Source organism: Arcobacter sp. 15-2, from assembly GCF_047159865.1.
Lineage (GTDB): Bacteria > Campylobacterota > Campylobacteria > Campylobacterales > Arcobacteraceae > JAIOSF01.
The window spans coordinates 2154861-2180221 of record NZ_AP038804.1 but is presented as its reverse complement, the minus strand read 5'-3'; the positions used below and the strand labels follow the sequence as shown (position 1 = coordinate 2180221).

29 protein-coding genes, 1 tRNA gene and 1 pseudogene are annotated in these 25361 nt (G+C 27.4%); 11 read left to right on the top strand and 20 right to left on the bottom strand.

The window, feature by feature from the left end:
• From ACMCMH_RS10940 to ACMCMH_RS10915, 6 genes and pseudogenes are all read right to left on the bottom strand, one after another.
• Positions 1-873 (bottom strand): thymidylate synthase, encoded by an 873-nt coding sequence (locus tag ACMCMH_RS10940; RefSeq protein WP_412725499.1) that lies wholly within the window; start codon positions 871-873, stop codon positions 1-3.
• Complete coding sequence (locus tag ACMCMH_RS10935) at positions 866-1405, bottom strand: hypothetical protein (protein ID WP_412725497.1); 540 nt, start codon at positions 1403-1405, stop codon at positions 866-868. The genes ACMCMH_RS10940 and ACMCMH_RS10935 overlap by 8 nt, the downstream gene beginning before the upstream one ends.
• Positions 1398-1739, bottom strand: coding sequence for an AtpZ/AtpI family protein (locus ACMCMH_RS10930; protein WP_412725495.1), 342 nt, complete (start codon positions 1737-1739; stop codon positions 1398-1400). The genes ACMCMH_RS10935 and ACMCMH_RS10930 overlap by 8 nt, the downstream gene beginning before the upstream one ends.
• Before the next feature lie 13 nt (positions 1740-1752).
• Complete coding sequence (locus ACMCMH_RS10925) at positions 1753-2088, bottom strand: pyrimidine/purine nucleoside phosphorylase (protein ID WP_412728024.1); 336 nt, start codon at positions 2086-2088, stop codon at positions 1753-1755.
• A gap of 60 nt (positions 2089-2148) precedes the next feature.
• A pseudogene (locus tag ACMCMH_RS10920) lies at positions 2149-2328 on the bottom strand (Dabb family protein); the annotation flags it as partial.
• 417 nt (positions 2329-2745) lie between these two features.
• On the bottom strand, positions 2746-3453 hold the full coding sequence (locus tag ACMCMH_RS10915) for a hypothetical protein (protein WP_412725493.1): 708 nt from the start codon (positions 3451-3453) through the stop codon (positions 2746-2748).
• Positions 3454-3725: 272 nt separating this feature from the next.
• Between ACMCMH_RS10915 and ACMCMH_RS10910 the strand changes: the two genes are divergently transcribed.
• The gene (locus ACMCMH_RS10910; protein ID WP_412725491.1) at positions 3726-3887 is read left to right on the top strand and encodes a hypothetical protein; all 162 of its coding nucleotides are present in this window, start codon (positions 3726-3728) and stop codon (positions 3885-3887) included.
• 145 nt (positions 3888-4032) lie between these two features.
• Here the strand turns inward: ACMCMH_RS10910 and hemL are convergent, their stop codons facing one another.
• Positions 4033-5313 carry a glutamate-1-semialdehyde 2,1-aminomutase gene (hemL, locus tag ACMCMH_RS10905; protein ID WP_412725489.1) on the bottom strand — a complete coding sequence of 427 codons (1281 nt, stop codon included), beginning with the start codon at positions 5311-5313 and terminating at the stop codon, positions 4033-4035.
• Positions 5314-5471: 158 nt separating this feature from the next.
• Here hemL and ACMCMH_RS10900 point away from each other — a divergent pair, with 158 nt between their 5' ends.
• Genes ACMCMH_RS10900 through ACMCMH_RS10865 form a run of 8 tightly spaced genes read left to right on the top strand, consistent with a single transcriptional unit; the run spans position 5472 to position 11557 of the window.
• Positions 5472-5873, top strand: a complete 402-nt coding sequence (locus tag ACMCMH_RS10900) for a hypothetical protein (protein ID WP_412725487.1) — start codon at positions 5472-5474, stop codon at positions 5871-5873.
• A gap of 31 nt (positions 5874-5904) precedes the next feature.
• Positions 5905-6705, top strand: a complete 801-nt coding sequence (locus tag ACMCMH_RS10895) for an energy transducer TonB (protein WP_412725485.1) — start codon at positions 5905-5907, stop codon at positions 6703-6705.
• On the top strand, positions 6705-7520 hold the full coding sequence (locus ACMCMH_RS10890) for a glycosyltransferase family 2 protein (RefSeq protein ID WP_412725483.1): 816 nt from the start codon (positions 6705-6707) through the stop codon (positions 7518-7520). The genes ACMCMH_RS10895 and ACMCMH_RS10890 overlap by 1 nt, the downstream gene beginning before the upstream one ends.
• A 14-nt stretch (positions 7521-7534) precedes the next feature.
• On the top strand, positions 7535-7906 hold the full coding sequence (locus tag ACMCMH_RS10885; RefSeq protein WP_412725481.1) for a YkgJ family cysteine cluster protein: 372 nt from the start codon (positions 7535-7537) through the stop codon (positions 7904-7906).
• Entirely contained in the window at positions 7885-9153 is a 1269-nt protein-coding gene (locus ACMCMH_RS10880) for a hypothetical protein (protein ID WP_412725479.1), read from the top strand. The genes ACMCMH_RS10885 and ACMCMH_RS10880 overlap by 22 nt, the downstream gene beginning before the upstream one ends.
• Complete coding sequence (gene trpC / locus ACMCMH_RS10875; protein ID WP_412725477.1) at positions 9154-9957, top strand: indole-3-glycerol phosphate synthase TrpC; 804 nt, start codon at positions 9154-9156, stop codon at positions 9955-9957. It begins immediately after the preceding gene.
• A gap of 15 nt (positions 9958-9972) precedes the next feature.
• Entirely contained in the window at positions 9973-10995 is a 1023-nt protein-coding gene (locus ACMCMH_RS10870; protein ID WP_412725475.1) for a hypothetical protein, read from the top strand.
• Positions 10988-11557, top strand: a complete 570-nt coding sequence (locus ACMCMH_RS10865; protein ID WP_412725473.1) for a hypothetical protein — start codon at positions 10988-10990, stop codon at positions 11555-11557. The genes ACMCMH_RS10870 and ACMCMH_RS10865 overlap by 8 nt, the downstream gene beginning before the upstream one ends.
• An 11-nt stretch (positions 11558-11568) precedes the next feature.
• On the opposite strand, the gene ACMCMH_RS10860 is transcribed toward ACMCMH_RS10865, so the two are convergent.
• A complete protein-coding gene (locus tag ACMCMH_RS10860; RefSeq protein WP_412725471.1) occupies positions 11569-12951 on the bottom strand; it encodes a cryptochrome/photolyase family protein in 1383 nt (460 codons plus the stop codon).
• A gap of 82 nt (positions 12952-13033) precedes the next feature.
• Positions 13034-13118, bottom strand: a tRNA-Leu gene (locus ACMCMH_RS10855).
• A gap of 74 nt (positions 13119-13192) precedes the next feature.
• On the opposite strand from ACMCMH_RS10855, the gene ACMCMH_RS10850 reads away from it, so the two are divergent.
• On the top strand, positions 13193-13375 hold the full coding sequence (locus ACMCMH_RS10850) for a hypothetical protein (protein ID WP_412725469.1): 183 nt from the start codon (positions 13193-13195) through the stop codon (positions 13373-13375).
• Here the strand turns inward: ACMCMH_RS10850 and ACMCMH_RS10845 are convergent.
• From ACMCMH_RS10845 to purU, 9 genes are all read right to left on the bottom strand, one after another.
• Entirely contained in the window at positions 13368-14801 is a 1434-nt protein-coding gene (locus ACMCMH_RS10845; protein ID WP_412725467.1) for a Mur ligase family protein, read from the bottom strand. The genes ACMCMH_RS10850 and ACMCMH_RS10845 overlap by 8 nt on opposite strands.
• Before the next feature lie 63 nt (positions 14802-14864).
• Positions 14865-15863, bottom strand: a complete 999-nt coding sequence (locus ACMCMH_RS10840; RefSeq protein ID WP_412725465.1) for an LPP20 family lipoprotein — start codon at positions 15861-15863, stop codon at positions 14865-14867.
• Positions 15844-17055 (bottom strand): CsgG/HfaB family protein, encoded by a 1212-nt coding sequence (locus ACMCMH_RS10835; RefSeq protein WP_412725463.1) that lies wholly within the window; start codon positions 17053-17055, stop codon positions 15844-15846. Before ACMCMH_RS10835 ends, ACMCMH_RS10840 begins: the two co-directional genes overlap by 20 nt.
• A gap of 118 nt (positions 17056-17173) precedes the next feature.
• Positions 17174-18922, bottom strand: coding sequence for a diguanylate cyclase (locus tag ACMCMH_RS10830; protein ID WP_412725461.1), 1749 nt, complete (start codon positions 18920-18922; stop codon positions 17174-17176).
• Positions 18923-18961: 39 nt separating this feature from the next.
• On the bottom strand, positions 18962-19699 hold the full coding sequence (locus ACMCMH_RS10825; RefSeq protein ID WP_412725459.1) for an alpha/beta fold hydrolase: 738 nt from the start codon (positions 19697-19699) through the stop codon (positions 18962-18964).
• Complete coding sequence (locus tag ACMCMH_RS10820) at positions 19690-20544, bottom strand: sensor histidine kinase (RefSeq protein WP_412725457.1); 855 nt, start codon at positions 20542-20544, stop codon at positions 19690-19692. The genes ACMCMH_RS10825 and ACMCMH_RS10820 overlap by 10 nt, the downstream gene beginning before the upstream one ends.
• The gene (locus tag ACMCMH_RS10815; protein ID WP_412725455.1) at positions 20534-21199 is read right to left on the bottom strand and encodes a response regulator transcription factor; all 666 of its coding nucleotides are present in this window, start codon (positions 21197-21199) and stop codon (positions 20534-20536) included. The genes ACMCMH_RS10820 and ACMCMH_RS10815 overlap by 11 nt, the downstream gene beginning before the upstream one ends.
• On the bottom strand, positions 21199-21669 hold the full coding sequence (locus ACMCMH_RS10810) for a tRNA (cytidine(34)-2'-O)-methyltransferase (RefSeq protein ID WP_412725453.1): 471 nt from the start codon (positions 21667-21669) through the stop codon (positions 21199-21201). Before ACMCMH_RS10810 ends, ACMCMH_RS10815 begins: the two co-directional genes overlap by 1 nt.
• The gene (gene purU, locus ACMCMH_RS10805; protein ID WP_412725451.1) at positions 21669-22502 is read right to left on the bottom strand and encodes a formyltetrahydrofolate deformylase; all 834 of its coding nucleotides are present in this window, start codon (positions 22500-22502) and stop codon (positions 21669-21671) included. The genes ACMCMH_RS10810 and purU overlap by 1 nt, the downstream gene beginning before the upstream one ends.
• Before the next feature lie 83 nt (positions 22503-22585).
• Between purU and ACMCMH_RS10800 the strand changes: the two genes are divergently transcribed.
• On the top strand, positions 22586-23512 hold the full coding sequence (locus ACMCMH_RS10800) for a L,D-transpeptidase (RefSeq protein ID WP_412725449.1): 927 nt from the start codon (positions 22586-22588) through the stop codon (positions 23510-23512).
• Here the strand turns inward: ACMCMH_RS10800 and ACMCMH_RS10795 are convergent.
• Together ACMCMH_RS10795 and ACMCMH_RS10790 are read right to left on the bottom strand one after the other, a co-directional pair.
• The gene (locus ACMCMH_RS10795) at positions 23509-24180 is read right to left on the bottom strand and encodes a response regulator transcription factor (RefSeq protein WP_412725447.1); all 672 of its coding nucleotides are present in this window, start codon (positions 24178-24180) and stop codon (positions 23509-23511) included. The genes ACMCMH_RS10800 and ACMCMH_RS10795 overlap by 4 nt on opposite strands.
• A 14-nt stretch (positions 24181-24194) precedes the next feature.
• Complete coding sequence (locus tag ACMCMH_RS10790; protein ID WP_412725445.1) at positions 24195-25304, bottom strand: response regulator; 1110 nt, start codon at positions 25302-25304, stop codon at positions 24195-24197.
• Positions 25305-25361 lie beyond the last annotated feature (57 nt).

The following is a 25361-nucleotide window of genomic DNA, read 5'->3' as shown; positions in this document are numbered from 1 at the left end:
TTAGACTGCCATTTTTGCTTTAATTGATTCGTGTGATTCATATCCAACTAATTCAAAATCTTCCATTTTAAAATCTTCCATATTTTTTACATCTGGATTAATCTTCATAGTCGGAATTGGGAACGGTTTTCTACTTAATTGTAAGTTTACTTGATCGTAGTGATTAGAGTATATATGTGCATCCCCAAATGTATGTACAAAATCCCCTACTTCTAAATCACAAACTTGAGCAATCATCATAGTTAAAAGTGCATATGAAGCTATATTAAAAGGAACACCCAAAAATACATCTGCACTTCTTTGGTACAATTGACAAGATAGTTTCCCATCTGCCACATAGAACTGGAAGAATGTATGACATGGTGGTAATGCCATTTTTTTTAACTCCCCTACATTCCAGGCTGATAAAATCATTCTTCTTGAATCTGGGTTTGTTTTGATTTGGTTAATTAATTCAGCTAACTGATCAATAGCTTTACCATCAGTTCCCATCCATGAACGCCATTGAGCTCCATATACAGGTCCTAATTCTTTAATAGTATCAGTGTTTACATATCCAAGGTCTTTACCTTGTGCATCTGCGTTTGCTGTCCAAACTGTTTTTTTACCTATTAAATTTTCCGCTTTATCACCAAAGTGTAATTCTGCAAGTCTTCTTTCATCTGTACTACCTTCTATAAACCATAATAACTCAGAGATAATTGCTTTTAAGAAAGTCTTTTTAGTAGTAACTAAAGGAAAACCTTCACTTAAGTCAAATCTCATTTGATATCCAAATACAGATGTAGTCCCTGTACCTGTTCTATCTTCTTTTTTTACACCTTTAGATAAGATGTGATCTAATAAATCAAGATATTGTTTCATGTTATACATTTTCCTTTAGATTGTACTCTTTTTTTAAAGATATACTAATAATAAGTGAAGAGATAGGAACAATTAAAAAACCTAAAATATATGAATATATATGTAAATATCCATTATTATTTAGATAAAAAAATCCTATCACTAACCCTACATAACCAAAAATTCGATACAAAGATGCCATCCCTGCAAAACCAGATTTAAAATTAGCGAAATAATTTTGTTTAATAGGCTTCATTGCTTCTTTTATCTCTTCTTTTGTTGGGTTTTCATTGATTTCTATTTCTGGAACTTCAGGTGAGTAAAGATCATATTTATCATCCATTTTGTCAACTTCATCATAGTTGTCATCTTCATTTACATGATCCTCAACTCTATTTTGAACATTTTTTTGATACCCTAAATATGAGCCAATAGTAACTATTAATGAAGAAAAAAATGCAATTTGAGTATTTAAAAGCCAATCCATTTGACCAGCTAATAAACAAAATACAACTACACCAAAATCAACTATTGCAAAGATTTTTAATGATTTTTTAATCATCATCTTCTTTTTTATATCCATTTTCCATCGCATATTTATACTTTGGATCTTCTGCTAATTTATCTAAGTCTTTTTTTGCTCTTTTATATGCTTTATATACATTTAAAATAGCTGCCGCAACACCATAAGCAATACCAACCCATAGAGTCCATGTATATCCTGTCCATGATTTTAAAAGTAAACCAACTCCAACTCCTATAGCAATAGCAACTGCAATTGAAATACCTAAAGACATATTATCAAGTGCTTCAAGTTTATCTTTATGTTTAGGTTTTACCTTAGCTTCATTTTCTGTTTCTATAGCTATCTCTTCGTTTGTATTTTTGTTTTCCATAAAATTTAGTTTCTTATTTTATATATGTACAACAATAATCTGTTGGTTCATTTACTTTTATATCAAAACTTGAGTTTGCAGGTACTTCAAAATATTCACCACCTTTAATATACTCAACATTACCCTCTTCACCTTTGATCTCTACTTCAACATCTCCAGCGATAATTTCCATATGTTCTGCATCGTCTGTACTAAAAGTATAACTTCCTGGCATCATGATACCTAGTGTTTTTCTCTCTCCATTTGATTCATATACTGTTCTACTTGTAACATTTCCTTCAAAATAGATATTTGCTTTTTTGATGATACTTGCATTTCCAAACTCTTTACTCGGCTGCTCTTTTTCAATCTCATAGTCAACCACTTTTGTATGCGTATCTAACGATTTTACAAAAGTTACAAACTCTACATGTTTTTCATGGCTAGCATAGTCCTGAAGTGCTTCCTTACTATCAACGATAACTGTTAATGCAATATCAAAAGCTCTCTCTTCTTCTGCAAAGTTCACACCAACTTCTAATGCTCTTACAAAATCAATCTCTTCTTTAAGATTGTTTAGTTTTTCAACTATTAAATCTTGTTGTTCCATACCCTCTTCTGATAACTTAAAAAATACTAAATGTTTAACCATTTTATCTCCTTATTTACTTTTTGGAGTATATCAATTTATCACTTAATATATGAATTATTGCTGTATTTTACTGGAAATTTTTGAGGAATTTTTTATCTTACTCCTATATGCTTTGCTTCTTTATCTATAGTTTGGCTCTCTATTAAGTTGCATAACAGCTAAAATAACTATTTCATTATCTCTTTGATAATAAATTATTCAAATGGAAATCTATTTGTTAAACACCTCATATGAAAACTCCAAAATTTAAATTTACAAATTTACTTTTATAAATAGGCATATTCAAAATTAGAGTATTGTGCTAACCTTTGATATAACGACCGTACTGAAGGACAAGTGGCGAAACGACTTGATAGTTTGGTCTTTAAATTCTATTTATTCGAGATTTAAAAGCTCGATAATTTTCGCTCTATTAACTTGTTCTTCTTCCTGTGTTTTGTTAGCATTATTATGTTCAAAGTAGTCAATTTTTAATAAAAATAATTTAAAACTATCATGTTTATTTCTTCCGAAATGTTGACTTCTTGTGTACAAGAAATTATATGCCAATAAAATTAAAACTAGTGTTATTGTTATTTCTACTAAAGTTTCAGCTGTTACATTTGTAATAATTATTCCAAATATAGCAATGAGCATAGACACTATAATTAACACAATTGGGTTATCAAAAAAGTTTTTCTTATGAATTTCTATATCTGATAAATCTGATAAGAATTTTTTATTATTAATAAAATTATTATCAGATTTTAAAGTTGCATATACATCATAAAATACATAATCAATATTTTTTTCTTCTTTTAAATTATGATACTGCATAAAAGATTTTTTAAATTCTTTAAAGTATTTTTCATAATATAAATATGCTAAAATCATAAAAACTAAGCCGTTTAGAATTGAACCTACTTTGCTGATATATTCATTATTGTTAAAAGAAAATAATATTGCACCAAAAATAAAAAGCATTGCTGAAAGGTATAAATATAATTTTGTAAATCTTGAAGATATATAGTTAAAGTTAAAATTTGAGAAATTTGTTTTAGTGTATATTTTAAAATATATTTTATATAGATTTTCTAAGTTCATTTTGCTATATTTCCTTTGTGCTAACTATTTATTAGTTATACATTTTATATAAAAGAGCCTTAATTTATTTGATATTTTGACATTTTAAATGTATGGTATAAAAAGTCTTATAAAACCTTTATTTAAAGTATTTCTATAAAAAAGATTGCAAATTGACATTTTTTTAAGGATATTTTTTAATTTTTGATATGATTTTGTTTATGTAAAATGATAAATTATTATTGATTTTTCTTAATAATTTGACAATATGCTAAATATATTAGGAGTATCAGGTGGGTAAAAAATTACTAGAAATTGTACGGGATAAGATAAGATTTAAACATTATAGTTATAGAACGGAGCAAGTTTATTTAGGATGGGCTAAAAGACCAAAATATTCAGGCTTTAAGAGCTCAGCAAAAGATATAAATTCAAAAGGTCAAAGAGATTCATAATAAAGAGTTGAGTGATGATATGGCAGTGTATATCTCCCTTATAATTTAGAGAAAAAGTATCTTAAATCACCATTTGATTTTTAGTCATAAAACAAGCCCCACTAAAAAGATGAGGCTTTTAACAAAATGAAATAAGAATTTTAGATTAAAGTTCAGCCATCACTTCATCTGCAGCTTTAATAGTTGCATCTATCTCTTCATTTGTCATTGTGTCACAAATGAAACCTGTTTCATACTGGCTACAAGCAAAATAAAAACCTCTTTTTAACATCTCATTATGAAACTTTGCAAATCTATCTAAATCACCTGAAGCAACCTCTTTCATATTTGTAGGAACAATATCATTAAAGAAAAATCCAAACATACTTCCTCTTGTGTCAACTTGAAAAGCGATATTATTTTTTTGTGCAACTTCTTTTAGTCCACTTGTTAATCTCACAGCTTTTTCATTTAATCTATCGTAAATAGTAGCATCAGCTTTTAACTTTTGAAGAGACTTCAGTCCTGCTGCCATAGCTACAGGATTTCCACTCAATGTTCCTGCTTGATAGATCTTTCCTTCAGGACTCAGCTGACACATAAGTTCCGCTCTTGAAGCAAAAGCACCCACCGGCATACCCGCACCAATAACTTTACCAAATGTTACGATATCTGGTGTAGTTGCTACGATACCAGAAGCGCCTTTTAAAGAAGCTCTAAATCCAGACATAACTTCATCAAAAATAAGCATAGCTCCATTTGCATCACAAAGTTCTCTACATTTTTTTAAGAATTCCTCGCTTGCAGGAACAAGTCCCATATTTCCAGCGATTGGTTCGATGATAATACAAGCGATATCAGAAGACTCTGCAAAACATTTTTCTAATTGAGCTATATTATTAAACTCAGCAAGTAAAGTATGTTTTGTTAAATCTGCAGGTACTCCAGGGCTACTTGGAGCTCCAAATGTAGCCATACCACTTCCAGCACTCACAAGTAGTGAATCACTATGACCATGATAACAACCCTCGAATTTTACGATATCGTCTTTACCTGTTACACCACGAGCAAGTCTGATAGCTGACATAACAGCTTCAGTACCAGAACTCACAAATCGTACCTTCTCTAAGTTATCGTACATATCAATTATTTCATTTGCAAGTTGTGTTTCTAGTTCTGTTGGTGCTCCAAAAGACAAACCTTTTTTAACAGTATCTAAAACTACATTTTCAATATCTTTATCACAATGTCCAAAAATAAGTGGTCCCCAACTTTGAACAAAGTCTAAGTATTTATTTCCATCGATATCTACAAGGTAAGACCCCTCACCTCTTTCTATAAATGGTGGTGTTCCTAAAACTCCACTAAATGCTCTTACTGGTGAATCAACTCCACCAGGAATAACAGATTTTGCTTCTTCATATGCTTTTATACTTTTATCAAACATTTTAATCCTATATATTTATTATATTTTATTTATTATAACGAAATACTTGTTATACTTTTATATAATCTAATTATCATAAATTCAAGTTAGTTTAGATATAGTTTGAATCTATAGATTAAGTCTTGTTTATAGTATATATTATAAACAAAGAACTAAATATGAAAAACTATGATGTCATCTATTTCAAAGGTAATCCAACTTCAGGTACACCCAAACAACATGAAAATATAAATACCACAATAATAAATATTATCAAAAGATACAATTATATCACCATTGAATCTGAACATAAAAATCTATCGGGTAATAACATACCAAATGCCAAGATTTATATAGGTTTCTCAAGAGGTTCAAGATACTTAAAAAAACTAAATAACGACTCATTAAAAATATCTATAGGTGGAGTGATGAGCTCACAAGTGCATCTTTTTAAAAATGCAAATGATAATATACTTTTAGGCGATGTTTCAGATATATCTATGAATGCACATTTTATTATTGAAGATAAAGATAAAATTAAAATAAAAACACTTATTGATAAGTTTTTAACAATTTTATAAAATTTTATATCGTTTCAAGTTATAATCCACAATGAACAACTTCAAAAAGACACTTTTTATAGCTTTTTTAATCTCTCTAGCTATACATTATATGCTCTATTTTACTATTGATAAGAGTTTACAAAATAGTACTTTACAAATCAATACAACAAATAAAAAAAATACAACCACCAAAAACGGCTTAGTTAAAATACAATATGTAAAGATGAAACAAGTTAAGAAAAAAGTAAAAAAAACAGTTCCAAGTAAAACTGCAAAAGTTATAAAAAAACAACCATCAAAAAAAACAAAAGCCCAAAAAATAACACAAAAACAAGAAGTTATGAAAAAAAGCACTTCTATTATTCAACTTCCTATTGTAAAAAAAGAGACTTTGGATTTAAAACAATTTTTCACTTTAAAACAAAATGAGATAGAACAAAGAGATCAAGAGATAGAAAAACAGCAGGAGATTCAAGAAGAGTTGGAAGAGATTAAAAAACTTCCTGCCTTAACACAAAGTTACATAAAACTTTATGGTGAACAATATTTTGAATTTTCAGAAAATCAAAGAAGATATATAAAGCAAAACTTAAATACAATAGGTAAAATCACACAAAGATACTTAGAATACCCTCGTATCTCTATACGAACCAAACAAAAAGGGATGAATGTAGTGGAGTTTTATTTACACCCAAATGGAGATATTTCAGAATTGAAAATCACAGATAGCTCACACTATACAGCACTAGATAGTAACACAATAGAAACTATTCGAATAGCGTATCAAGACTATCCAAAACCTGTCGAAAAAGTAAAAATAAAAATCTATGTAAAGTACATCTTATACTAATGAAAATATCAGTTATTATCCCCACTTACAATAGAGAAAAGCTAATAAGTAAAACGATTGAATCTGTTTTACAGCAGACTTATAAAGCAGATGAGATTATTATCATAGATGATGGTTCTATTGATAATACAAAAGATATAGTAAATATATATACATCAAAACACCATAATATAAAATATATCTATCAAGAAAACAAAGGGGTTTCTAATGCTAGAAATCACGGTATTTTACTTGTTCAAAACTCTTGGATATGTTTTTTAGATAGTGATGATATTTGGGAAAAAGAGAAATTAGAAAAACAAGTAAATTTTCATACTAAAAATAAACATATTTTATTTTCTCATACCGATGAACTTTGGATATTTAACAATAAAATCATACAACAAAAAAAACACCAACTCAAACCCTCTGGATTTTGTTTTGAACAAAATATTCCAAACACTTTAATAGGTGCTTCTACAGTGATGATTCACAAAAAAGTATTCAAAGATGTGGGTTATTTTGATGAAACCTTAATCGCTTGTGAAGATTATGATTTGTGGCTTCGTATTTTATATAAATACGAGCTAGGTTTGATAGATGAAAAACTTATACGAAAAATTGCAGGACATCAAAATCAACTTTCATTTACTACAAAATTGATGGATACATATCGTATCAATACACTGTTAAAATTTAAAAATACAGAATACAAAAGACTCATAAATGAAATGATAAATAAGAAGTGTACAATACTTATCAAAGGCGCAATAAAACATAACAATAAAGAAATCGAGGAATATTACACCAAATTAAAAATGTTAAGTGCTAATTAGATATAATCGCACTTATGTTAGAAAATGAAAATTATCCTTATAAATTTGATGAAAATAGATGTGCCACATGTGAAGGAAACTGCTGTATAGGTGAATCTGGATATATATGGATAACAAAAGAAGAGTGTATCAAGCTTGCAGAGTTATTGAATATAACTGTTCAAGAGTTGGGTGCAAAATACTTATTTAAAGTAGGATATAAATATTCTATTCGAGAAAAACAAATTTCACAAAATAGTTTTGCATGTGTTTTTTTTGATTTAGAAAAAAAGCAATGTGGTGTATATCATGCACGACCAAATCAATGTAGAACATTTCCTTTTTGGGAATATTTTAAAAACAATATAAAAGAGGTAAAAGAAGAATGTCCAGCTATAGTCGAATAATACTACTAAGCCTTGTTTTTTCGATCTCTACACTTCAAGCTACACCATCATATAAAGAAGATCTAAATATTATGCTAGCTTTAGATAGTGAAAAAAAGAAAAACTCACTTGATAGTTTCAGATATTACTCAAAACTTTTTAAAGATACCCAAAATCAAGCTTATTTAAAAAAAGCTATTTTTTATAGTTACAAAGCAAAAAAATTTGAAGATATGTATGATTTATCTCAAAAAGCTATTAAAATTTTTCCTAAATATCAAGAGTATTATTTTCAGCAAAAAATTATAGCTTTATTATCACTAGCAAAAACTAAACAAGCTTTAAAAGAAGCCAAAATATTGTTAAAAAAATATCCAAATGCTACAAGTTATGAAATAATTGCAAATGTTTTTTATGCAAAACAGGACTATAAAAATTCTTTAAAATATTATGAAAGTGCTTACACCATAAATCAAAATGAAAAAACACTTATAAAACTAACAACCATACTATATACTTATCTAAACCAAAAAGATGTAGCACTCGCATACCTTGAAACTTATTTACAAACAAAAGGGTGTAGTAAAATTGTATGTGATAAACTTATGCTTATCTATCAAGAGCAAGGCAATGTGGATGGTATGTTATCTATTTTAAATAGAATGTATATCAAATATAAAAAAGATCCAAATTTAGCAAAAACTACACTAATTATACAAAACTTAATTGTTACTCTTTTAGAAACAAAAGATATCAAAAAAGCTATTAAGTATTTGGAAGAGACAAAAATTGACTATGCTAAACTTATCAATCTTTATTATCAAGATGGACAATTAGACAAAGCATTAAAAATGACTCGTAAGCTCTATAGAAAAACAAGAAACCCTGAACTTTTAGGAAAAATTGCAATGTATGAGTTTGAACTAGCAAAAGATAAACGAAAAGTTATGAAACATGTTATAGCAAATTTTGAACTAGCGCTTTCAAGTGGTATCAATAATGCAAGTTACCAAAACTACTATGGCTATTTATTAATTGATTTTAATATCAATATCAATAAAGGGATAAAACTTATAAAAAGTGCTCTTAAAACTACACCTAATAATGTTGCTTATCTTGATTCTTTGGCATGGGGATATTACAAGCTTGGTAAATGTGACAAAGCCTTAGATATTATGAGAAAAGTTATTAGTGTAACTGGATTAAAAGATGCAGAGATTAAATTTCATTGGAACACAATTAAAGAATGTAAAAAAGGTACAAAATAGATGATTTTAGACGATATAATAGAAAAAACAAAATATGATTTAGAAAAAAGAAAAAAAGATATCACTTTGGAGATGATGGGAAGAAGTTTATCTCATAATCCATATCCACCAAGAGATGTAAAAAAGTTTTTAACAGCAACAAAAGAGGAACCTATCAGAATTATAGCTGAAGTTAAAAAAGCTAGTCCTAGTAAAGGTATCATCAGAGAAGATTTTGATCCTTTAGCTATTGCTCAAGAGTATAGTAAAAACGGAGCAAATGCTATTTCAGTTTTAACAGAACCACATTTTTTTCAAGGTAACCTAGAATACTTAACTCAAATAAGAAGATATGTCCCTACTCCATTGTTACGAAAAGATTTTATTGTTGATAAATATCAGATTGTTGAAGCTCTAGTATATGGGGCTGATTTTATACTACTTATTGCAAAATCTTTAAGTAAACAGCAACTTCAAGAACTATATGATTATGCTCTTCATTTAGGACTTGAAGTTTTAGTAGAGATACATGATGTAGAAGATTTAAAAAAAGCTATAGCGTGTGGAGCAACTATCATAGGTATAAATCATAGAAATCTTGAAACATTTGAGATGGATATGAATCTTTGTCATCAACTAATTCCTATGATACCAAATGGTAAAATTATAGTAGCAGAAAGTGGTGTAAATGATCAAAATATCATAAAAGAACTTAGTGAGGCAGGAGCTGATGCTTTTTTAATAGGTGAACACTTTATGAGACAAAATGATATTGGGGCTGAAGTACAAAGACTAAAAAATAGCCCTACAAATCTTTTCAACTAATTTTATAAGAACCCTATGCAAGACTTAAAATCTCAAATAATAGATAAATTTACCAATGAAATAAATTCATTAGATTTATCTATGAATGATATGGAACTAAGGTTTAAATACAACTCTATAGTAGAAAATATTTTAGATACTATTATCATCAAAAAAGAAAAAATAAATATCCCATTTCACCATACATCAAATAACAATGATCTAGAAAATGATTTTGATAATACATTTGGATTATGTGCAGGAAAATCTTCAGATACAGTTCTTTCTAACGATACAATAAGATTATCTTCAAATACCACGATAAATCAATCTCATATCAAAACAAATACAACTATTCCAAATAATTTTGCACTCTCTTATGAGATGAAACAATTTGCCCAATCAAAATTTTTACAAAATATTGATGATGTTTTTGAGGATTTCAAACTTTATTATCAAAGCAAATCAACAACAAATGCTGACTGGGAAGCTGTTTGGAAAAGATGGGTTCTGAATCAAAATAAATATAAAAATCATCTTGTAAAAACTACAATTGATGAAAATATAATTTTAGACAAAGAGATGATGGAAACTGCAAAAAAACATATACCAAAAGATCATATCAAACTAGAATTTACAAAATTTAAAAACCATTATATTTCAAATGGAGACCTCAAAGTTTCATGGAGCAAAGTGTGGGAAAACTGGTGTATAAATCATAAAAAGTTTACTCCAAAAGCACCAAAAGAACAAACAGTAAAACAGAAAGAAAAAGCTGATTATAAATGGGATTTTAGAAAAGCTAAAGACTTAAGTGATAAAATAAAAGATTGGTTAGAATTTGATGCAAAAATTAATTGGATGGAACAATATTATTGGAAAGATATACATCAATTTAATATAAAAACAAATGATGGAACACTCAAACTTGCATGGAAAAAAATGCCCCATCCAGATTTTAATAAAGATGAGATTTTGTTGTTTAGGGTAGATACACAAGAAGCAAAGTATCTTTTAGATGAAAATATTGATATAGCAGAGGTAATTGAAAATGACTAAAAAGCAACAAGAATTTTACAGAATTATTACAAATCAAATGTTTGATTTTAACGAAGATTTTCATAAAGAATTTACTATTGACAGAATTGAAAAGATTGATGACAATAAACTCAAATATCTCCTTGAAGCTATAACAGTAGATAAAGATGCAATAGTAAAGAAAAAAGGATTTGTGACTTATGCTAAGTTTGTATACTATGCAGATAAGTTTATAGAAGAGGAGCTCAAAACTGCAATGCTTCCAAACTTTTCAAAAACGGAAGAACTTTATAAAAAACGAGAAATACTTCTTTATGCTATTGAAAACAAAACCAATACAATAGCAGAAAAAAACCAACTTATAGAAGACCTTCAAAACAAAAAGCTTATGTTTAAAGACGATGGTAAGAATATTTTAGATGAGATTGATTATTTTATTATTGAAAGATTTGGTTTTTACAAATTTTTTGATCAAAATCAAAATTATATGATCAAAGAACAAATTGAACAATTATTAAAGCAGTATACAAAAGAGAATATTGTAGAAAAAAATGTTGCTCATACTTTGGAACATCGAGAGTAAAAGTCTCAAATTTACTCTAAAGATTCAATAAATTTTTCAGCTATCGATTTATGTGTTTTCAGTTTATTGATATCCATTTTATTTAAAAGAGCAATTTGCATTTTCATTCTGTGATTATTTTTCAATAAACCTTGATATTTATCTAAAAATCGCCAATACAAAGCATCCCATATCATACTCCAAAGTTCCGATTTTTTATAATCATTTGACATTTTTATTATATAATTGCTACTACTTATATAAGGTTTTGTTGTTATACTTCCACCATCAGAAAAGCCACTCATACCATATACATTTCCAACCATTACCCAGTCATATGCATCAATATAATTTGCCATAAAAAAACTATATACATCATCTGGAATGATCTCTAGTAGTACAAATATATTACCCAAAATCATTAGTCTTTCTATATGATGGTTATAGCCAGTTTTTAAAAGTTTATTTATGCTGTCATCCACAGGAAGCAGACCACTTTTACCTGATATTATTTTTGTTGGCATTTTTTTTATAAATTGAAAATAATTTGAAGTACGCAGTGATATATGACTGCTTTTATATATTGTATACATAAATTCTCTCCAACCAATAATTTGACGAATAAACCCCTCCTTTGAGTTATATGGAACATCATATTTTGATATACTTTGTAAAACATCATCTAAACTTAACAAACCAATATTTAAACTACTTGAAATATTTGAATGATACAAAAAGCTTTTTTCTTTTACTATGGAGTCTTGAAACTCTCCATAATGTAAAAACTTATTTTGTAAAAAATAGTTTAGATTTGCTAAAGCTTCATCAAAAGTAATAGGATAATAAAACTCTTTACATGTTCCAATACTTTTAAACTTTTTACAATACTCTTTTGCTTCATCAATAAATCTATTCTCATAACAAAGTGCAGCTGGCACACAATGGTTCTTTGGTAGTTTGTTTCTATTTTCTATATCAAAACTCCATTTACCACCAAATGGTTTTCCATTTTTGTCTATAAACAATGATAACTCTTTTCTTCTATTTATATAGTATTTATGGAAAAATTTATTTGTATCATTTGCATTCAAAAAATTGGGACTTTCTATAAGTGTAAGGTTATTAAAATTATTGCTTATCTTTTTAAAAAGCCAATCATCTGCTACATCATAAATATGTATTTGGAAATCTTTATAAATGTGAAGGTAACTTTCATCTTCAAAGTATATAACATTTATATCAAAAGATTTAAGATATTCTTCATAATACTTCATACTACTACGGTGAAGTACTAGCTTTTGTATATGAAAACTATATTGAGTAAAAAATAAAGGCTCTTCTATTAAAAGCACTGTTTTGTTTTGCAATTTCTCAATATTTTGAAAAAGTTGATGTGGATAAAGTATAAATATCATAAATTATATTATACTTGAATAAAAAAATTTTAGTCCTGATTTTATGTTAGTTGATAAATTATACGACTAGGAAAATTTTAAATGGTACCAGTGGCCGGACTCGAACCGGCACGCCCATAAGGCGGGGGATTTTGAATCCCCTAAGTCTACCATTCCATCACACTGGCTTTTAGATTTGGATTATAGCAAGTAGTTATTTAAAAAATGCTAAACTTGCAGTATAAATACAAAAAGGACTACAATGATTACAGAAATTCATTTTGAGGAGAATGGTTTTATCTTCAAAACACTCTCTTTTGATAGTAAAAAAATGATACTAATAGCAAATAAATATGATAAAAAAAATAATTTTTTAAAAAAAGTAGAATTACGAATGGGAGAAATTCCCAAAAGCGTAAAGAAGAAATTACATCCTCTTAAATAAAATTTGGTGCATCATTTGCAAATAAAATCAAATCACCCATTTGAGTTTCTTTTAAAAGTATATCTTGCATTTTCGATTTATTTTCTAAAAAAATTGGTTTATGTTTTACAATAACCTTATTAAATAATTTTGCATTTAGATCACCTGTAATAATAATAATATCAAATACTTCATCAATAGCATTTGCAAATTCAACATTTGCTTCCATCGTCGACTCAACAAGACCTGGAGTAATTATAACTTTTCGTCCTTCATAGGTTGAAGCTATCTGAACAGCTTCTAACATACCTTCTAGGTTTCCATTGAAACTATCATCTAAAATAAGTTTTCCATTTGATTTGCTTAAGTGTAATCTATGATTTACAGGTTTCATATTATGCAAAGCAATTTTAATTTCATCGAGGCTCATACCTAAAGTTTTTGCCATCAAAATTACAGAAGTAAGGTTTATAGCATTAAAACTTCCTAAAATTGGTGCATGAAAATGTTCTGTTTGTCCATCTATACTTAAATCAAACCAGATACCATTTAGATCGCTTCTTGTAATATTTAGATTGCTAGGGTATTTTGTAATAGTATCATACTGAAGCATCGGTACACTATCATGAACAAAACCATGTACAAGTTTAGGTGACTTTAAAATTTCCATTTTAGTATGAATAATATTATCTAATGTTTTAAAATATTCTATATGTTGCTCCCCTACACTACCAATAATAGCATATTGTGGCTCTATAAAGTTTACTATCTCTTCAATATCACCTGTCTCTCTAGCTCCTGCTTCAGCAATATAAACTTGTGTATCTAAAGGTAAATCTATATTCACATCCTTAACAATTCCCCCTATAGTATTTACACTTCGTGGAGTCATATAAACATTGAATTTTTTGCTTAAAACTTGATACAAATAATTTTTTATCGATGTTTTCCCATACGATGCAGTAATAGCAATTATTTGTAAATCTCTTATCGTTTTTAATCTCTCTTTTGCTTTTGCTTTAAAACTCAAAAAAAACATTTTTTCTAATAATGTTGTAATAGCATATGTAATAATAAGTGGTAAAAATAGTCCATAAACAGGTGTTTCTGAAAACATAACTAAAGCATCAATAGCAAATGTAGTAAATAGTAAAATTGCTAAAAACCTTTTTACACGACTAGTAAGAACAACTGGTTTATCTAAATTTCTATTCCAAATCACAAAACTAGTAAGATAGAGTAGATAAAAATATACATCAAAATATAAAGATGGAAGGATGTAGAAAAGTACTAATGGAGTTGCAAAATAGACAATATGCCATTGTTGTTTGTGATGTTTTAAAATAACTCTTTCAAGTTTATAGTTATACCATTGAAGATTGGTTATCATATACCAACCTAAACTCATTACAACTAAAATATGTGTAAAAATATCAAAATATTCCATTATATTACCCTATTTTTTTGGGGTATTATAACATATATTCTTAAGGTTATCATTCCTTAAGAACTATTTATTAAAAATTACTGCATCTAAAGTTTTTTTCTCAATATCACTTAAAAAACTTTCTGAAGCATTTTCTAAGGCACTTTCTTTTGAAGTTGAAGATCTCCCTATTGATTTTATAATTTGATTTGAAATAATTTTCTTGTTTGCAATTACAGATATTGTCGTTGTTACTTTTGCAATATTCCAACCTCTTGCAATACTGTACTTTACTTTGTTATTTAACGATATAACAACATCACTATTATTTGCACTATATGAAGCTTTATAGTTATTTTGATTTAATGTATCTATTAAAGAATCTGCAAAATACTTCTTCTTAGAATTTGTTTTAATTAAAATAGTTGTGCTATCTTTTAATTCTGAAATTTTATCAATATAAGAATCATATTTTTCCATATAAGGTGCTTGATCAAACTGATTATTTATAGCATTTAACACAACTGCTTGTGCTTGTGCTTTTTGTATACTAGGAACAATATCTTGCAATATGTGAATTTGCTCTAATTTAGAAAAATTTTGTAAAGAGTTGTATTTTTTATGAAGTCTAAAATCAACTATATCAAACTCTTTTTTCTTATTTGTAAAGAGTTCTTTTCTATTTACTTTCATCAATACAAAGAAACTATTAGCTATTTTATCACTTTTTTCTATACTCGCATTTGTAAACTTTATATTGTTTACATTTACTCTGATATCTCTTTTTATATTTTTAGAATATCTGTTTTGAGATGATGTTTCTGTCGTACTAGAGATACTAGACTTAACATTTACCACTAGCTTCGATGCCATACTATTTAAAGCATTATTTTTAGCATCTTCTAAACTTCGTTGAGATTCACCTTCTCCGTAAATAAACAGTGTGTTATTTACAGGTGTATTAAGATACCAAGAAGGTATTGTGGTTGTTTTATTATTAAGTACTGGAGTGTTTACACACCCTGTACAAACAATTAAAACCAAAGTATTACTAATGATATTTTTAAAATTTAGGAATTCCAAGACCAGCCTTTTCATGTGTTTTTTGAACTAATTGACCTAATTTTAAAAAACTTGATCGTCCCTCTTCTATAGTTGTCCATGTTGTTTTTGGAGTTATTTGCTGTGATGCTCGTAATTTTGTTGTTGTTTCAATCACATCACAAGTGATAATTCCTGTCATTGGGTCTTCACTTTCTTCAAATTCATAGACATTAAATAATTGATCTTCTACAACTTTATATTCTTTGCCAACATTCACCTGTGCAATAATATTTTGCTCTTTTGCTTTAAGTTTAGTAATATAACCTTTTACTGCAAAATATGATGACAACTCTTCTTCTAAAGCAGGTAATGAACTTAATATTGCAGATTTTACACCACCAACTACTTGATCATAATTTGGTTGTCTAATTTTACCTATGTTTACATCGTCTTGAAGTTGTTTACTAAATACAATTTTACCAGTTTCTACATCTAAAAGCTTAACAGTTATTTTTGTTTCAATAAGCATACCATCAGTAATAGAAGCACCTAAAGACAATAACGCTCCTACTAGTTTTGTGGCACTATTGTCTGACCTTGAGGTCATTCTATTGACACTATTTGCAGCTTTTGAATTATCTCTGTATGTTTGTTCAACATTATCAATCGAACCTGTTATAATATACCTAACCCCTGAAGTTTTTCCAAACTTAACAGCAGAATCTGGATCAACAAGACCACTATCTTGGAATTTTAATTCAGCATCAATTTTATCCATATCTGATCTTGTAAATAGTTTTGCACCACCAGAATTTACAACAATAGACTCTAAAGGTCCTGTAATAGAAGATGATAATTTTGCATCAACATCTCTTTGGACATTAGATGTTTTAGAGTCAGAATCAATTTTTGTAGCAGAAACCATTCCTATTCCCACAGCAGTTGGGGCTGCAACTACACCTGCAACAGCTGCTGATTTTTTTATACTTGAAAATTTAGAATTTGTATCATTAAGTTGAGCTTTACCAAATGTAGAGTTATTTGTAAATTCAATAACAGCTACTGTGGGCATTGCAGATTTATATTGTGGCATGCATACATCAGGTATAGAAACTTTTGTTTTTATTCTATCAGGATAAGCTAATACATCTAACTTATTACCTCCACAACCACAAAGAACAGCAATAGCCGCAACAGATAACAAACTTGATCTAAATTTATAATTATACATTAATATCCTTTTTTAAATTCAAAAAATTATATCAGATAATTATAAAATTATTATTATAAAATAATAAATATTATTTTTTGTATATTAAATGTTACAATATGTATAAAGTAGATTCAATTTAATGTAGACAAACTTTATTTCGACCTGTTTTTTTTGCATGGTAAAGTGATTTGTCTGCACGAGCAATCATAGTTTCTTGTGTATCTTCTTTATTAAGAATAGAAACACCAATACTAATTGTTTTGTGTCCTATAGTTGAAAATTCGTAAGCTTCTACATTTTTTCTGATTTTTTCAGCTAAACAAAGGACTCCTTCAATAGTATAATTATTGGAAAGGATAACAAATTCTTCTCCTCCCCATCGTCCTACAACATCTTCAATTCGTACAGATGACTTCAAAAGATCAGCCATTTCACGCAAAAATAGATCTCCAACATTATGTCCATAAGTATCATTTACCTCTTTGAAAAAATCTATATCTATTAATATCAATGAAAAACTTGTATTATATCTATGAAATTTTGCAATTTCAATTGCAAATATCTCTTCTATTTTTACTCGATTGTAAAGTTGTGTTAATTTATCTGTAATAGATAATTTTTCTACTCTTTTTTTATCAGTAATCTCTTGTCTTATTGAAGTATATCCAATTTTTTTTCCATTACTAGAATAGATAGGTTCTATGTTTGCTAACACCCAATATGCTTCACCATTTTTCTTTTTATTTTTAATCTCACCGATCCATTTTTTATCAGCACTTATAGTATCCCATAAATTTACATAAATTGAAGGATCCATATCTTCATGTTTAACTATATTGTGTGTTCTACCTAGTAATTCTTTTTTACTATATCCACTGATACGACAAAAAGCTTCTGATACATGAGTTATTTTACCTTCTAAATCGGTTGAAGATGTTGTTACATATTTGTTTACAATTGTAATATACTTGTTTAACTTTGCAGTTCGTTCATTTACTTCTGTTTCAAGTTTCATATTGTTTTTAAAAAGATCTTCTTGTTTGCGTGACAACACAACTAAAATAATGAGAAGTAAAAAAGCAACTGTTATATTATAAAGAAAAATAGTTTGTTTCCCTTTTTCAAATATCAACATTGGATTTGTCATTTCTAAAGAGAATACATAATTATCAAAAATATCATAAAACTCAATTTGATTTATAAAATTATTTTCTTTTATTGATGTATTGATATTTACATTATGCAAAAAACTAAAATCTACCATATTGGTTTTTTGTTCACTTTCAGATAAAGCGAATTTTAGATTACTAAAAATTTCTTTATATTGTTCCAAGAAACTCTCATCAATAATTTTTACACTATAGATAAAACCATTTGATTTTCCACTACCATCACTTTTGAGAATTTTAGATTTTCGCAAATAAAATATTTTAGAATCAATCTGTCCTAAAGTATTAAACTCCATCGAATTTAAAGATATTAGAGAAACTTTTTGAATAAAATCAGAAGAAGATATTTTTTTATCCTTTTTAGAAAATACAATCTCATTTTCTAAATTAACATAAATAATCAAATCTAAATTTAATTCTTCTAGCGTTGATGTATGTTGTCTAAAATTTTCTTGTATATATTTGTCATTTCTAGTATTGATAAAATTAAAAGTTTCATCCCAATAACTATATTCATTTGTTTTTTTAGTAATCTCTTTCATAGTTTTATTCATATTTTTTAAAACTAAATTTATCTCTTTAGTGTTTTTATTGTTTTCTAGTGTTTTAAAATTTTCTATAAAAACAGTATAAGAGATAGATGAGAAGGTGGTTATTAAAAAGAGATATAATAATAAAAAGTTAAAAAAACTAACTTTTTTGCTTTTGAAATACATTGTTATCCTGATTGTTAAATATTTCGCATTATATAGTAATTATACTTTTGTACTACTAATGCACTTTTCTATCTCTTTTGAAACCTGAGTACTATAATGAAGAAAAAAATAATGTCCATCTGTATAAGATTTAAACTGACTCTTTTTTATCAATTCTGCTATTTTTTTTCCTGATTCTAGAGATGTTGCTGTGTCTGATTCTCCCCAGAATATATATGCCTGATTGTAAAATCCTTTAAAATACTCAGTAAAATCTTCATCAACTACATTTTTAAATGTTTCATACATATTTTGACTCATATTTTCTACATCTTTACTTCGGAACATTTTTGTTAGAGTACTTAAACCCAAAGCGTTACAAAGTTTTGCAAATTGAATTCTTATTTTTACACTTGCTGACTTCTCTTCCAAAATTCCAGCACTACTTAAAAGTATAAGTGTTTTTGGTATTAAAGCAGTTGCAACTTTTCCTCCAAAAGAGTGTCCTGCTATTGTTACATCATTGTGATTGATACCAATTTTTTCTAAAAATATTTTCATGATATGAGCATAGTCTATGGTTGTAAGGACATAGTTATTATCACTTTTACCAAACCCTGGCATATCGATATAGATATGTTTAAACTCTTTGAGATTTACTCCAAAAGCTTTTTTCATCACCTCTTTGTTGCTTCCCCAACCATGTAAAAATACTATCACTTCACTTTTATCGTTATTTACTATCTCATAATTTATAGCAAAGTTTTTACCAAAATAATCTACACTTTTTATTGCCATTTTACACCCTTTAAATTTAAAGAAAAAAGACTCCATTCATCTTTTAAAGAATCGATCTTAATATCAATTTTATATCTATCACAATACGCTTTTATTATATTCAATCCTAAGCCTACTCCACTGCTATGATTATTTTCTTGATAATATTTATCAAAAATTTGGAAAAGATTTTTAGTATCTATACCTATTCCCGTGTCTTTTATACTTAAAATATCATCTTTTATCTGTATAGTTATAGTTCCATTTTTTTTATTATATTTAATTGCATTTATGAGAAGATTATCAAATACTCTTTCAAAACCATTTTTATCAGCCTTGATAATATAAGATTTTTTTTCGTAAAAAATAGATATATCTGCTTTTAAATCATGATGTTTCAAAAGACTTTTTTCTATAATTTCAGATATATCAAATGCTTCAGTACTGATACTATCAATTTGTTCTTTAATACTATATTCCATTTGATTGTAAAGGTTTAAGAGACTATCACACGATTCATCTATACGGTTAAGTCTTGAAAGATTTTTTTCATCTTTCTCTTTTTTTTGTAAGATTTTACTATTTATCTGTATAGTTGCAACAGGAGTATTAAGCTCATGTAGAGTCTCTTTTATATGATTTTCTATATTCTCTTCACTTTTAAATAAAGGTTCAAAAAGCTGAGCACTTAAAAAATAATACAATACTCCACCAAGTAAAAGTAAAAAAAGAGTAACTGGCAAAAAATTATTTTGATCAAATCCAAATTCAGCTGTAATAAAATTGTAAAAAATAAGCACTATTAAAATAGTGAATATAACTACAATCATATTAGAGATCATAAAATCTTTTTGTTTAATATTCAATCTTATAACCGATATTTTTGATATTTGAGATATGAAAAAGTTCACTATCTGAAAAAAGTTTTTTGATACTATTGACATATACTCGAATAGAACCATCACTATATGTTTCACTTGCATTCCATAGTCTATTGATAATCATATCTTTTGTAACTATAGAGTGATTATTTTGATAAAAAAGTTCAAATAACTCTAGAGCTTTTAAACTAAACTTTACAAGTTCTCCATCTTTTTTTACCTCTTTTGTATCAAAGTTAAATTCTACATTTCCTAACACAATAAGATTTTGCTTTTTAACTCTCTTCATCAAAGAGTTTATTCTCAAAATCAACTCATCCATATCAAAGGGTTTGGTCAAAAAATCATCAGCACCTGTTGAGAAACCTTGAGTAAGTGTTTCTTTGTCTTTATATGATGTTAGAAATATTACTGGAGTTTCATCTGTAGCTTGGCGAATCTCCCTCAAAAGATCAATACCATTAATATCAGGAAGATTGATATCTAAAAGATACAAATCAAATCTATTCTCATAAATCATCTCTAACATCTTTGTTGAAGTATTTACATGGGTAATATTTACATTGGCAAACTCTTCTAAATAATCTATCAGACTTAGACTAAAAAGTTCATCATCTTCAAGTAAAAGTACTTTTGTCATTAAAGTTTTTTAAACTCTTCAATATTTTGTCTTATAGCATCATAAACTACTACCGATACACTATTGGCAATATTTAAACTTCGTGCATCATTTGTCATAGGTATATTTACACAAAATTCTTTATTATTCTCAAGTAGTTCTTCAGGAAGTCCTGCATCTTCTCGACCAAAGAAAAAATAGTCATTTGCATTATAAATAGCATCAAAGTATGGTTTTGTTGTTTTTGTTGTAGCATAAAAGCATCTAATATTCTCAGGATTTTTTTCTTTAAAATCTTCTATATTTTCATACTCTCGTACATCTAAAAATTCCCAATAATCAAGCCCTGCTCTTCTTACTTGTTTTTCATTTATCTCACCAAAACCATAAGGTTTGATAAGATGCAAAACTGAACCTGTTGCATAGGCAAGTCGTCCTATAGTTCCAACATTTCCAGGCATTCTTGGTTCTAATAAAACTATATTAAACATTATAAAATTACCGTTTTATTTCCATAAATGAAAACTTTATCTTTTAGTACTAAATCCAATGCTTTAGATAAAACTACTTTTTCAACATTTCTTCCGGCATCTCTCATATCTTCCCAAGAATAGCTGTGATCAACTCGTGTAATATCTTGTGCAATAATTGGACCTTCATCTAAATCATCCGTAACCCAATGCGATGTAGCACCAATAATTTTAACACCTCTTGAGTGTGCTTGTTTATAAGGATTTGCTCCAATAAATGCAGGCAAAAATGAGTGATGTATATTTAAAACTTGTCCAGGAAAAGTTTGCACAAAATTTGGTGTAAGTATTCGCATATATTTTGCTAATACTATTAACTCATAATTATATTTTTTGATTGCATCAATAATAAATACTTCATGTTCTTCTCTTGATAAATTTTCATGAGAGATAAACTCAAAAGGTATATTAAATTTTTCAACCAAATTCCTTAAACTTTCTCTATTTGACACAACAGCTGTAATATTTGCATCTAACTCACCAGCTTCATGTTTAATAAGTAGGTCACCTAAACAATGCATCTCTTTTGTTGCTAAAATAACAATATCTTTTTTAACTTTATTTGTTAATTTAATACTAGCATTATCAGGTAAAATCTCTTTTAGTTCTCGTAATAATATTGTTTCATTAAATTCGCCTGATATCACTGATCTCATAAAAAACTGGTTTGTTTCATCATCTACATATTCTGAGTTGGAATCAATATTTAAGTTATGTTCAAAAAGTATTTTAGATATATTATATACTAACCCTTTTGTATCATTGGTTTCTATTAGTAACCTATATTTATTCATCTATTCTCCTACAGTTTTGTAATTCTTATTTTAAAAAATTGATAATATCACAAATTTAGTTTAAATAGTATAAAATGTTACTTATGATTAAGAGCTTAATATTAATACTTTTTTTATATAAAATGGGGATTGCAAATACCGTAAATATTGAACAACTTCAAGCAAAATTTAATCAAGAAGTGATTGAACTCAATGCATTTACTAAAAGGTATGGTTCATATCTAAGAAAAAACTGTAATGATAATTTATCTTGTTATAAAAAAACTATTAACACACTTAAATCATGGGAAACAGTTCAAAATGATATAAAACTCAATTCAATTTTACACAAAAAAAATACACTTTTAAAGCCAGATAATGAATATTGGAATAGTATTGTAAATAAACTCAAAACTAAAAAAATACAACTCAACAATACACAGTTTGTGAGTATTATAGACTTAGAAAAACAACTCTACATAGTAACTCTTTGGGATGAACAAACACAGCAATTTCAATATATAGGAAATGATTTGATTTCTAGTGGTAATATTTATAGAGAAAAAGAGGTAAGATTTGGAGAAGATCACTACTTAAAAACTCCTGCTGGAGTATTTCGAAGTAAACAAGGTTGGCGCTCAGATGGAAGAAAAAGTGATGATAATATCACTTTAGGTTATGGATATAAAGATAGATTTGTGTTTTATTTTGGTAAACAAGATACTATTCGATATAACACATTTGATAAAAATAAAAACAAAATTTATGATAAAGAGAAATGGCAACTCATAACAGATCAACTAAATTTTGCTGTACATTCTCATAAATCTAGCAGACCAATGGGACAACCAAATTCACATGGATGTATCCGTATGACAGATGAATTGAATAGATTTCTAGATAATAACGCGATTTTACATAAGAATATACTCGATGGAAATAGATGGCTTCATAAATATGCAAAAGAACCAAACAATCTTAAGTATTATCACCTAGCAGGTGAATACTTGATTGTGTTTGATAAAATTTAAAATAATCGATACCCTAATCCTTGGACTGTAAAAAACAGATCTTTATATGTTTTTTTTCTGATTCTTAAAAGAAAATTTTTCAAAGCTGCTTCACTCATCACTTCATTTTCCCATATTGTTTCATTTATCATATCTTTTGTTACTATTGTTTTTCTATTTGCAATAAGTAACTCAATAAAATCAGTCTCTTTTTTTGTTAGATCTACTACAGATTCATCTATAATAAGAATCTTTTTTCCTTGATCATAAAAGATATCATCTTTAATATAAATCATATCAGGATCATTTAAAGATAATGCTTCATCGCATTTTTCTAGTAACTCTTCAAATGCTTGAAAATTAATAGGTTTTATAGAATACGCTGTTAGACCTAATGGTATTGCTTTTAACAGTAAATCCTCATCTTTATGTGCACTTAAAACTACTATAGGAATTTTACTATTTTGTTTTCTAATTTTTTCTATAAAATTAAGAGCTATTCCATCTTCAACTTTTAAATCACTCAAAATAATATCAATTTGTTGATTCTCAATCACCTCAAATGCTTCTTTCATACTTACTACATGAACTACTTCTTTAACATAATGACTCAAAAATAGTATAGTATCATTAGCAAAGGTTAAATTATCTTCTAGAAACAATAGTCTTTTTTGTAATAATTTTTTCAAATTTTATCCTTTTTTTACAAAGTTATTGTAAACTTTGCCCCTTCTTGAGTATTTTCAACAGTGAGTAAACCATTATTTTTCTTGATAATACTTGCTGACAAATACAGTCCAATTCCTAAGTTGCCTTTTCCACTTACATAAGGTGAGAATACATCATTGATATTTTCTAAACTTATCCCACCTGCGTTATCTTCAATCGTTACTAAAGATTTATTATTTTGTGTAAAAATACTAATGGTAATGGTTCTTTGACTAATACCTCTTTCTATAAAAATATCTTTTGCATTATTCAGTATAGAAAGTATAACTTGTGCATATTCATTTTGATTTGCATAAATAGTAGGATTGGTTATTTTATTTATATTCAACTTAATATTTTCATAATCAAATGTTGCACTTACAATATTAATAGCTTTATTAATAGTAGATATAAGATCAAAAAAACTATTTTTTGTATTTGGTTTATAAAAATTTTGAAAGGTTTCAACTGTTTTAGACATAAACTCTAATATATCGGATGTTCTAGTAAAATTGATTTGCAGTTTTTCTAAATCTATTTTATCGTTTGATATAAACATCGTATTTAAAATATTTACACTTCCTAGTTCACTTAATGGTTGTTTCCATTGATGTGCAATATGCATTAGTAGTTCACCAATCTCAGCTTGTTTAGAGTTTTGAAAGATAATTTGTTCTTGGAGTTTATTTTTTTTAATCTCTTGATCTACTTGCATACGAAGATTTTCTTGATATGATTTTAATTGTAATTGAGTATTTACTCTACTTAACAATTCTATTGTACTAAAAGGTTTGGCGATATAATCAACAGCCCCAACATCAAAACCTTTTTTAATATCATTTATATCATTTTTTGCAGTTAAAAATATAACAGGAATATTTTTTGTATTTTCGTTTTTTTTAATACGAGAACAAACATCAAATCCATCCATATCTGGCATCATTACATCAAGTAGTATTAAATCTATAGTTTCTTGTGTTAAAACTTCTAAAGCTATCAAACCACTGAGTGCAGGTACAATATTATAATCTCTTAAACTCTCAATTAAAATATTCAAATTAAACGCATTATCATCTACTATTAAAATAGTTTTTTTATTATTCATCGCTATTTCCATGTTATGGTATATTTTAATTATATCCTATTTTAGTCTTAAAAATGT

Bases quoted from the DNA above. Each gene is read 5' to 3' on its own strand.
- ACMCMH_RS10940 (WP_412725499.1), bottom strand. From the start codon at position 873: ATGTATAACATGAAACAATATCTTGATTTATTAGATCACATCTTATCT.
- ACMCMH_RS10935 (WP_412725497.1), bottom strand. From the start codon at position 1,405: ATGATTAAAAAATCATTAAAAATCTTTGCAATAGTTGATTTTGGTGTA.
- ACMCMH_RS10930 (WP_412725495.1), bottom strand. From the start codon at position 1,739: ATGGAAAACAAAAATACAAACGAAGAGATAGCTATAGAAACAGAAAAT.
- ACMCMH_RS10915 (WP_412725493.1), bottom strand. From the start codon at position 3,453: ATGAACTTAGAAAATCTATATAAAATATATTTTAAAATATACACTAAA.
- hemL (WP_412725489.1), bottom strand. From the start codon at position 5,313: ATGTTTGATAAAAGTATAAAAGCATATGAAGAAGCAAAATCTGTTATT.
- ACMCMH_RS10900 (WP_412725487.1), top strand. From the start codon at position 5,472: ATGAAAAACTATGATGTCATCTATTTCAAAGGTAATCCAACTTCAGGT.
- ACMCMH_RS10895 (WP_412725485.1), top strand. From the start codon at position 5,905: ATGAACAACTTCAAAAAGACACTTTTTATAGCTTTTTTAATCTCTCTA.
- ACMCMH_RS10890 (WP_412725483.1), top strand. From the start codon at position 6,705: ATGAAAATATCAGTTATTATCCCCACTTACAATAGAGAAAAGCTAATA.
- ACMCMH_RS10885 (WP_412725481.1), top strand. From the start codon at position 7,535: ATGTTAGAAAATGAAAATTATCCTTATAAATTTGATGAAAATAGATGT.
- ACMCMH_RS10880 (WP_412725479.1), top strand. From the start codon at position 7,885: ATGTCCAGCTATAGTCGAATAATACTACTAAGCCTTGTTTTTTCGATC.
- trpC (WP_412725477.1), top strand. From the start codon at position 9,154: ATGATTTTAGACGATATAATAGAAAAAACAAAATATGATTTAGAAAAA.
- ACMCMH_RS10870 (WP_412725475.1), top strand. From the start codon at position 9,973: ATGCAAGACTTAAAATCTCAAATAATAGATAAATTTACCAATGAAATA.
- ACMCMH_RS10865 (WP_412725473.1), top strand. From the start codon at position 10,988: ATGACTAAAAAGCAACAAGAATTTTACAGAATTATTACAAATCAAATG.
- ACMCMH_RS10860 (WP_412725471.1), bottom strand. From the start codon at position 12,951: ATGATATTTATACTTTATCCACATCAACTTTTTCAAAATATTGAGAAA.
- ACMCMH_RS10850 (WP_412725469.1), top strand. From the start codon at position 13,193: ATGATTACAGAAATTCATTTTGAGGAGAATGGTTTTATCTTCAAAACA.
- ACMCMH_RS10845 (WP_412725467.1), bottom strand. From the start codon at position 14,801: ATGGAATATTTTGATATTTTTACACATATTTTAGTTGTAATGAGTTTA.
- ACMCMH_RS10835 (WP_412725463.1), bottom strand. From the start codon at position 17,055: ATGTATAATTATAAATTTAGATCAAGTTTGTTATCTGTTGCGGCTATT.
- ACMCMH_RS10830 (WP_412725461.1), bottom strand. From the start codon at position 18,922: ATGTATTTCAAAAGCAAAAAAGTTAGTTTTTTTAACTTTTTATTATTA.
- ACMCMH_RS10825 (WP_412725459.1), bottom strand. From the start codon at position 19,699: ATGGCAATAAAAAGTGTAGATTATTTTGGTAAAAACTTTGCTATAAAT.
- ACMCMH_RS10815 (WP_412725455.1), bottom strand. From the start codon at position 21,199: ATGACAAAAGTACTTTTACTTGAAGATGATGAACTTTTTAGTCTAAGT.
- ACMCMH_RS10810 (WP_412725453.1), bottom strand. From the start codon at position 21,669: ATGTTTAATATAGTTTTATTAGAACCAAGAATGCCTGGAAATGTTGGA.
- purU (WP_412725451.1), bottom strand. From the start codon at position 22,502: ATGAATAAATATAGGTTACTAATAGAAACCAATGATACAAAAGGGTTA.
- ACMCMH_RS10800 (WP_412725449.1), top strand. From the start codon at position 22,586: ATGATTAAGAGCTTAATATTAATACTTTTTTTATATAAAATGGGGATT.
- ACMCMH_RS10790 (WP_412725445.1), bottom strand. From the start codon at position 25,304: ATGAATAATAAAAAAACTATTTTAATAGTAGATGATAATGCGTTTAAT.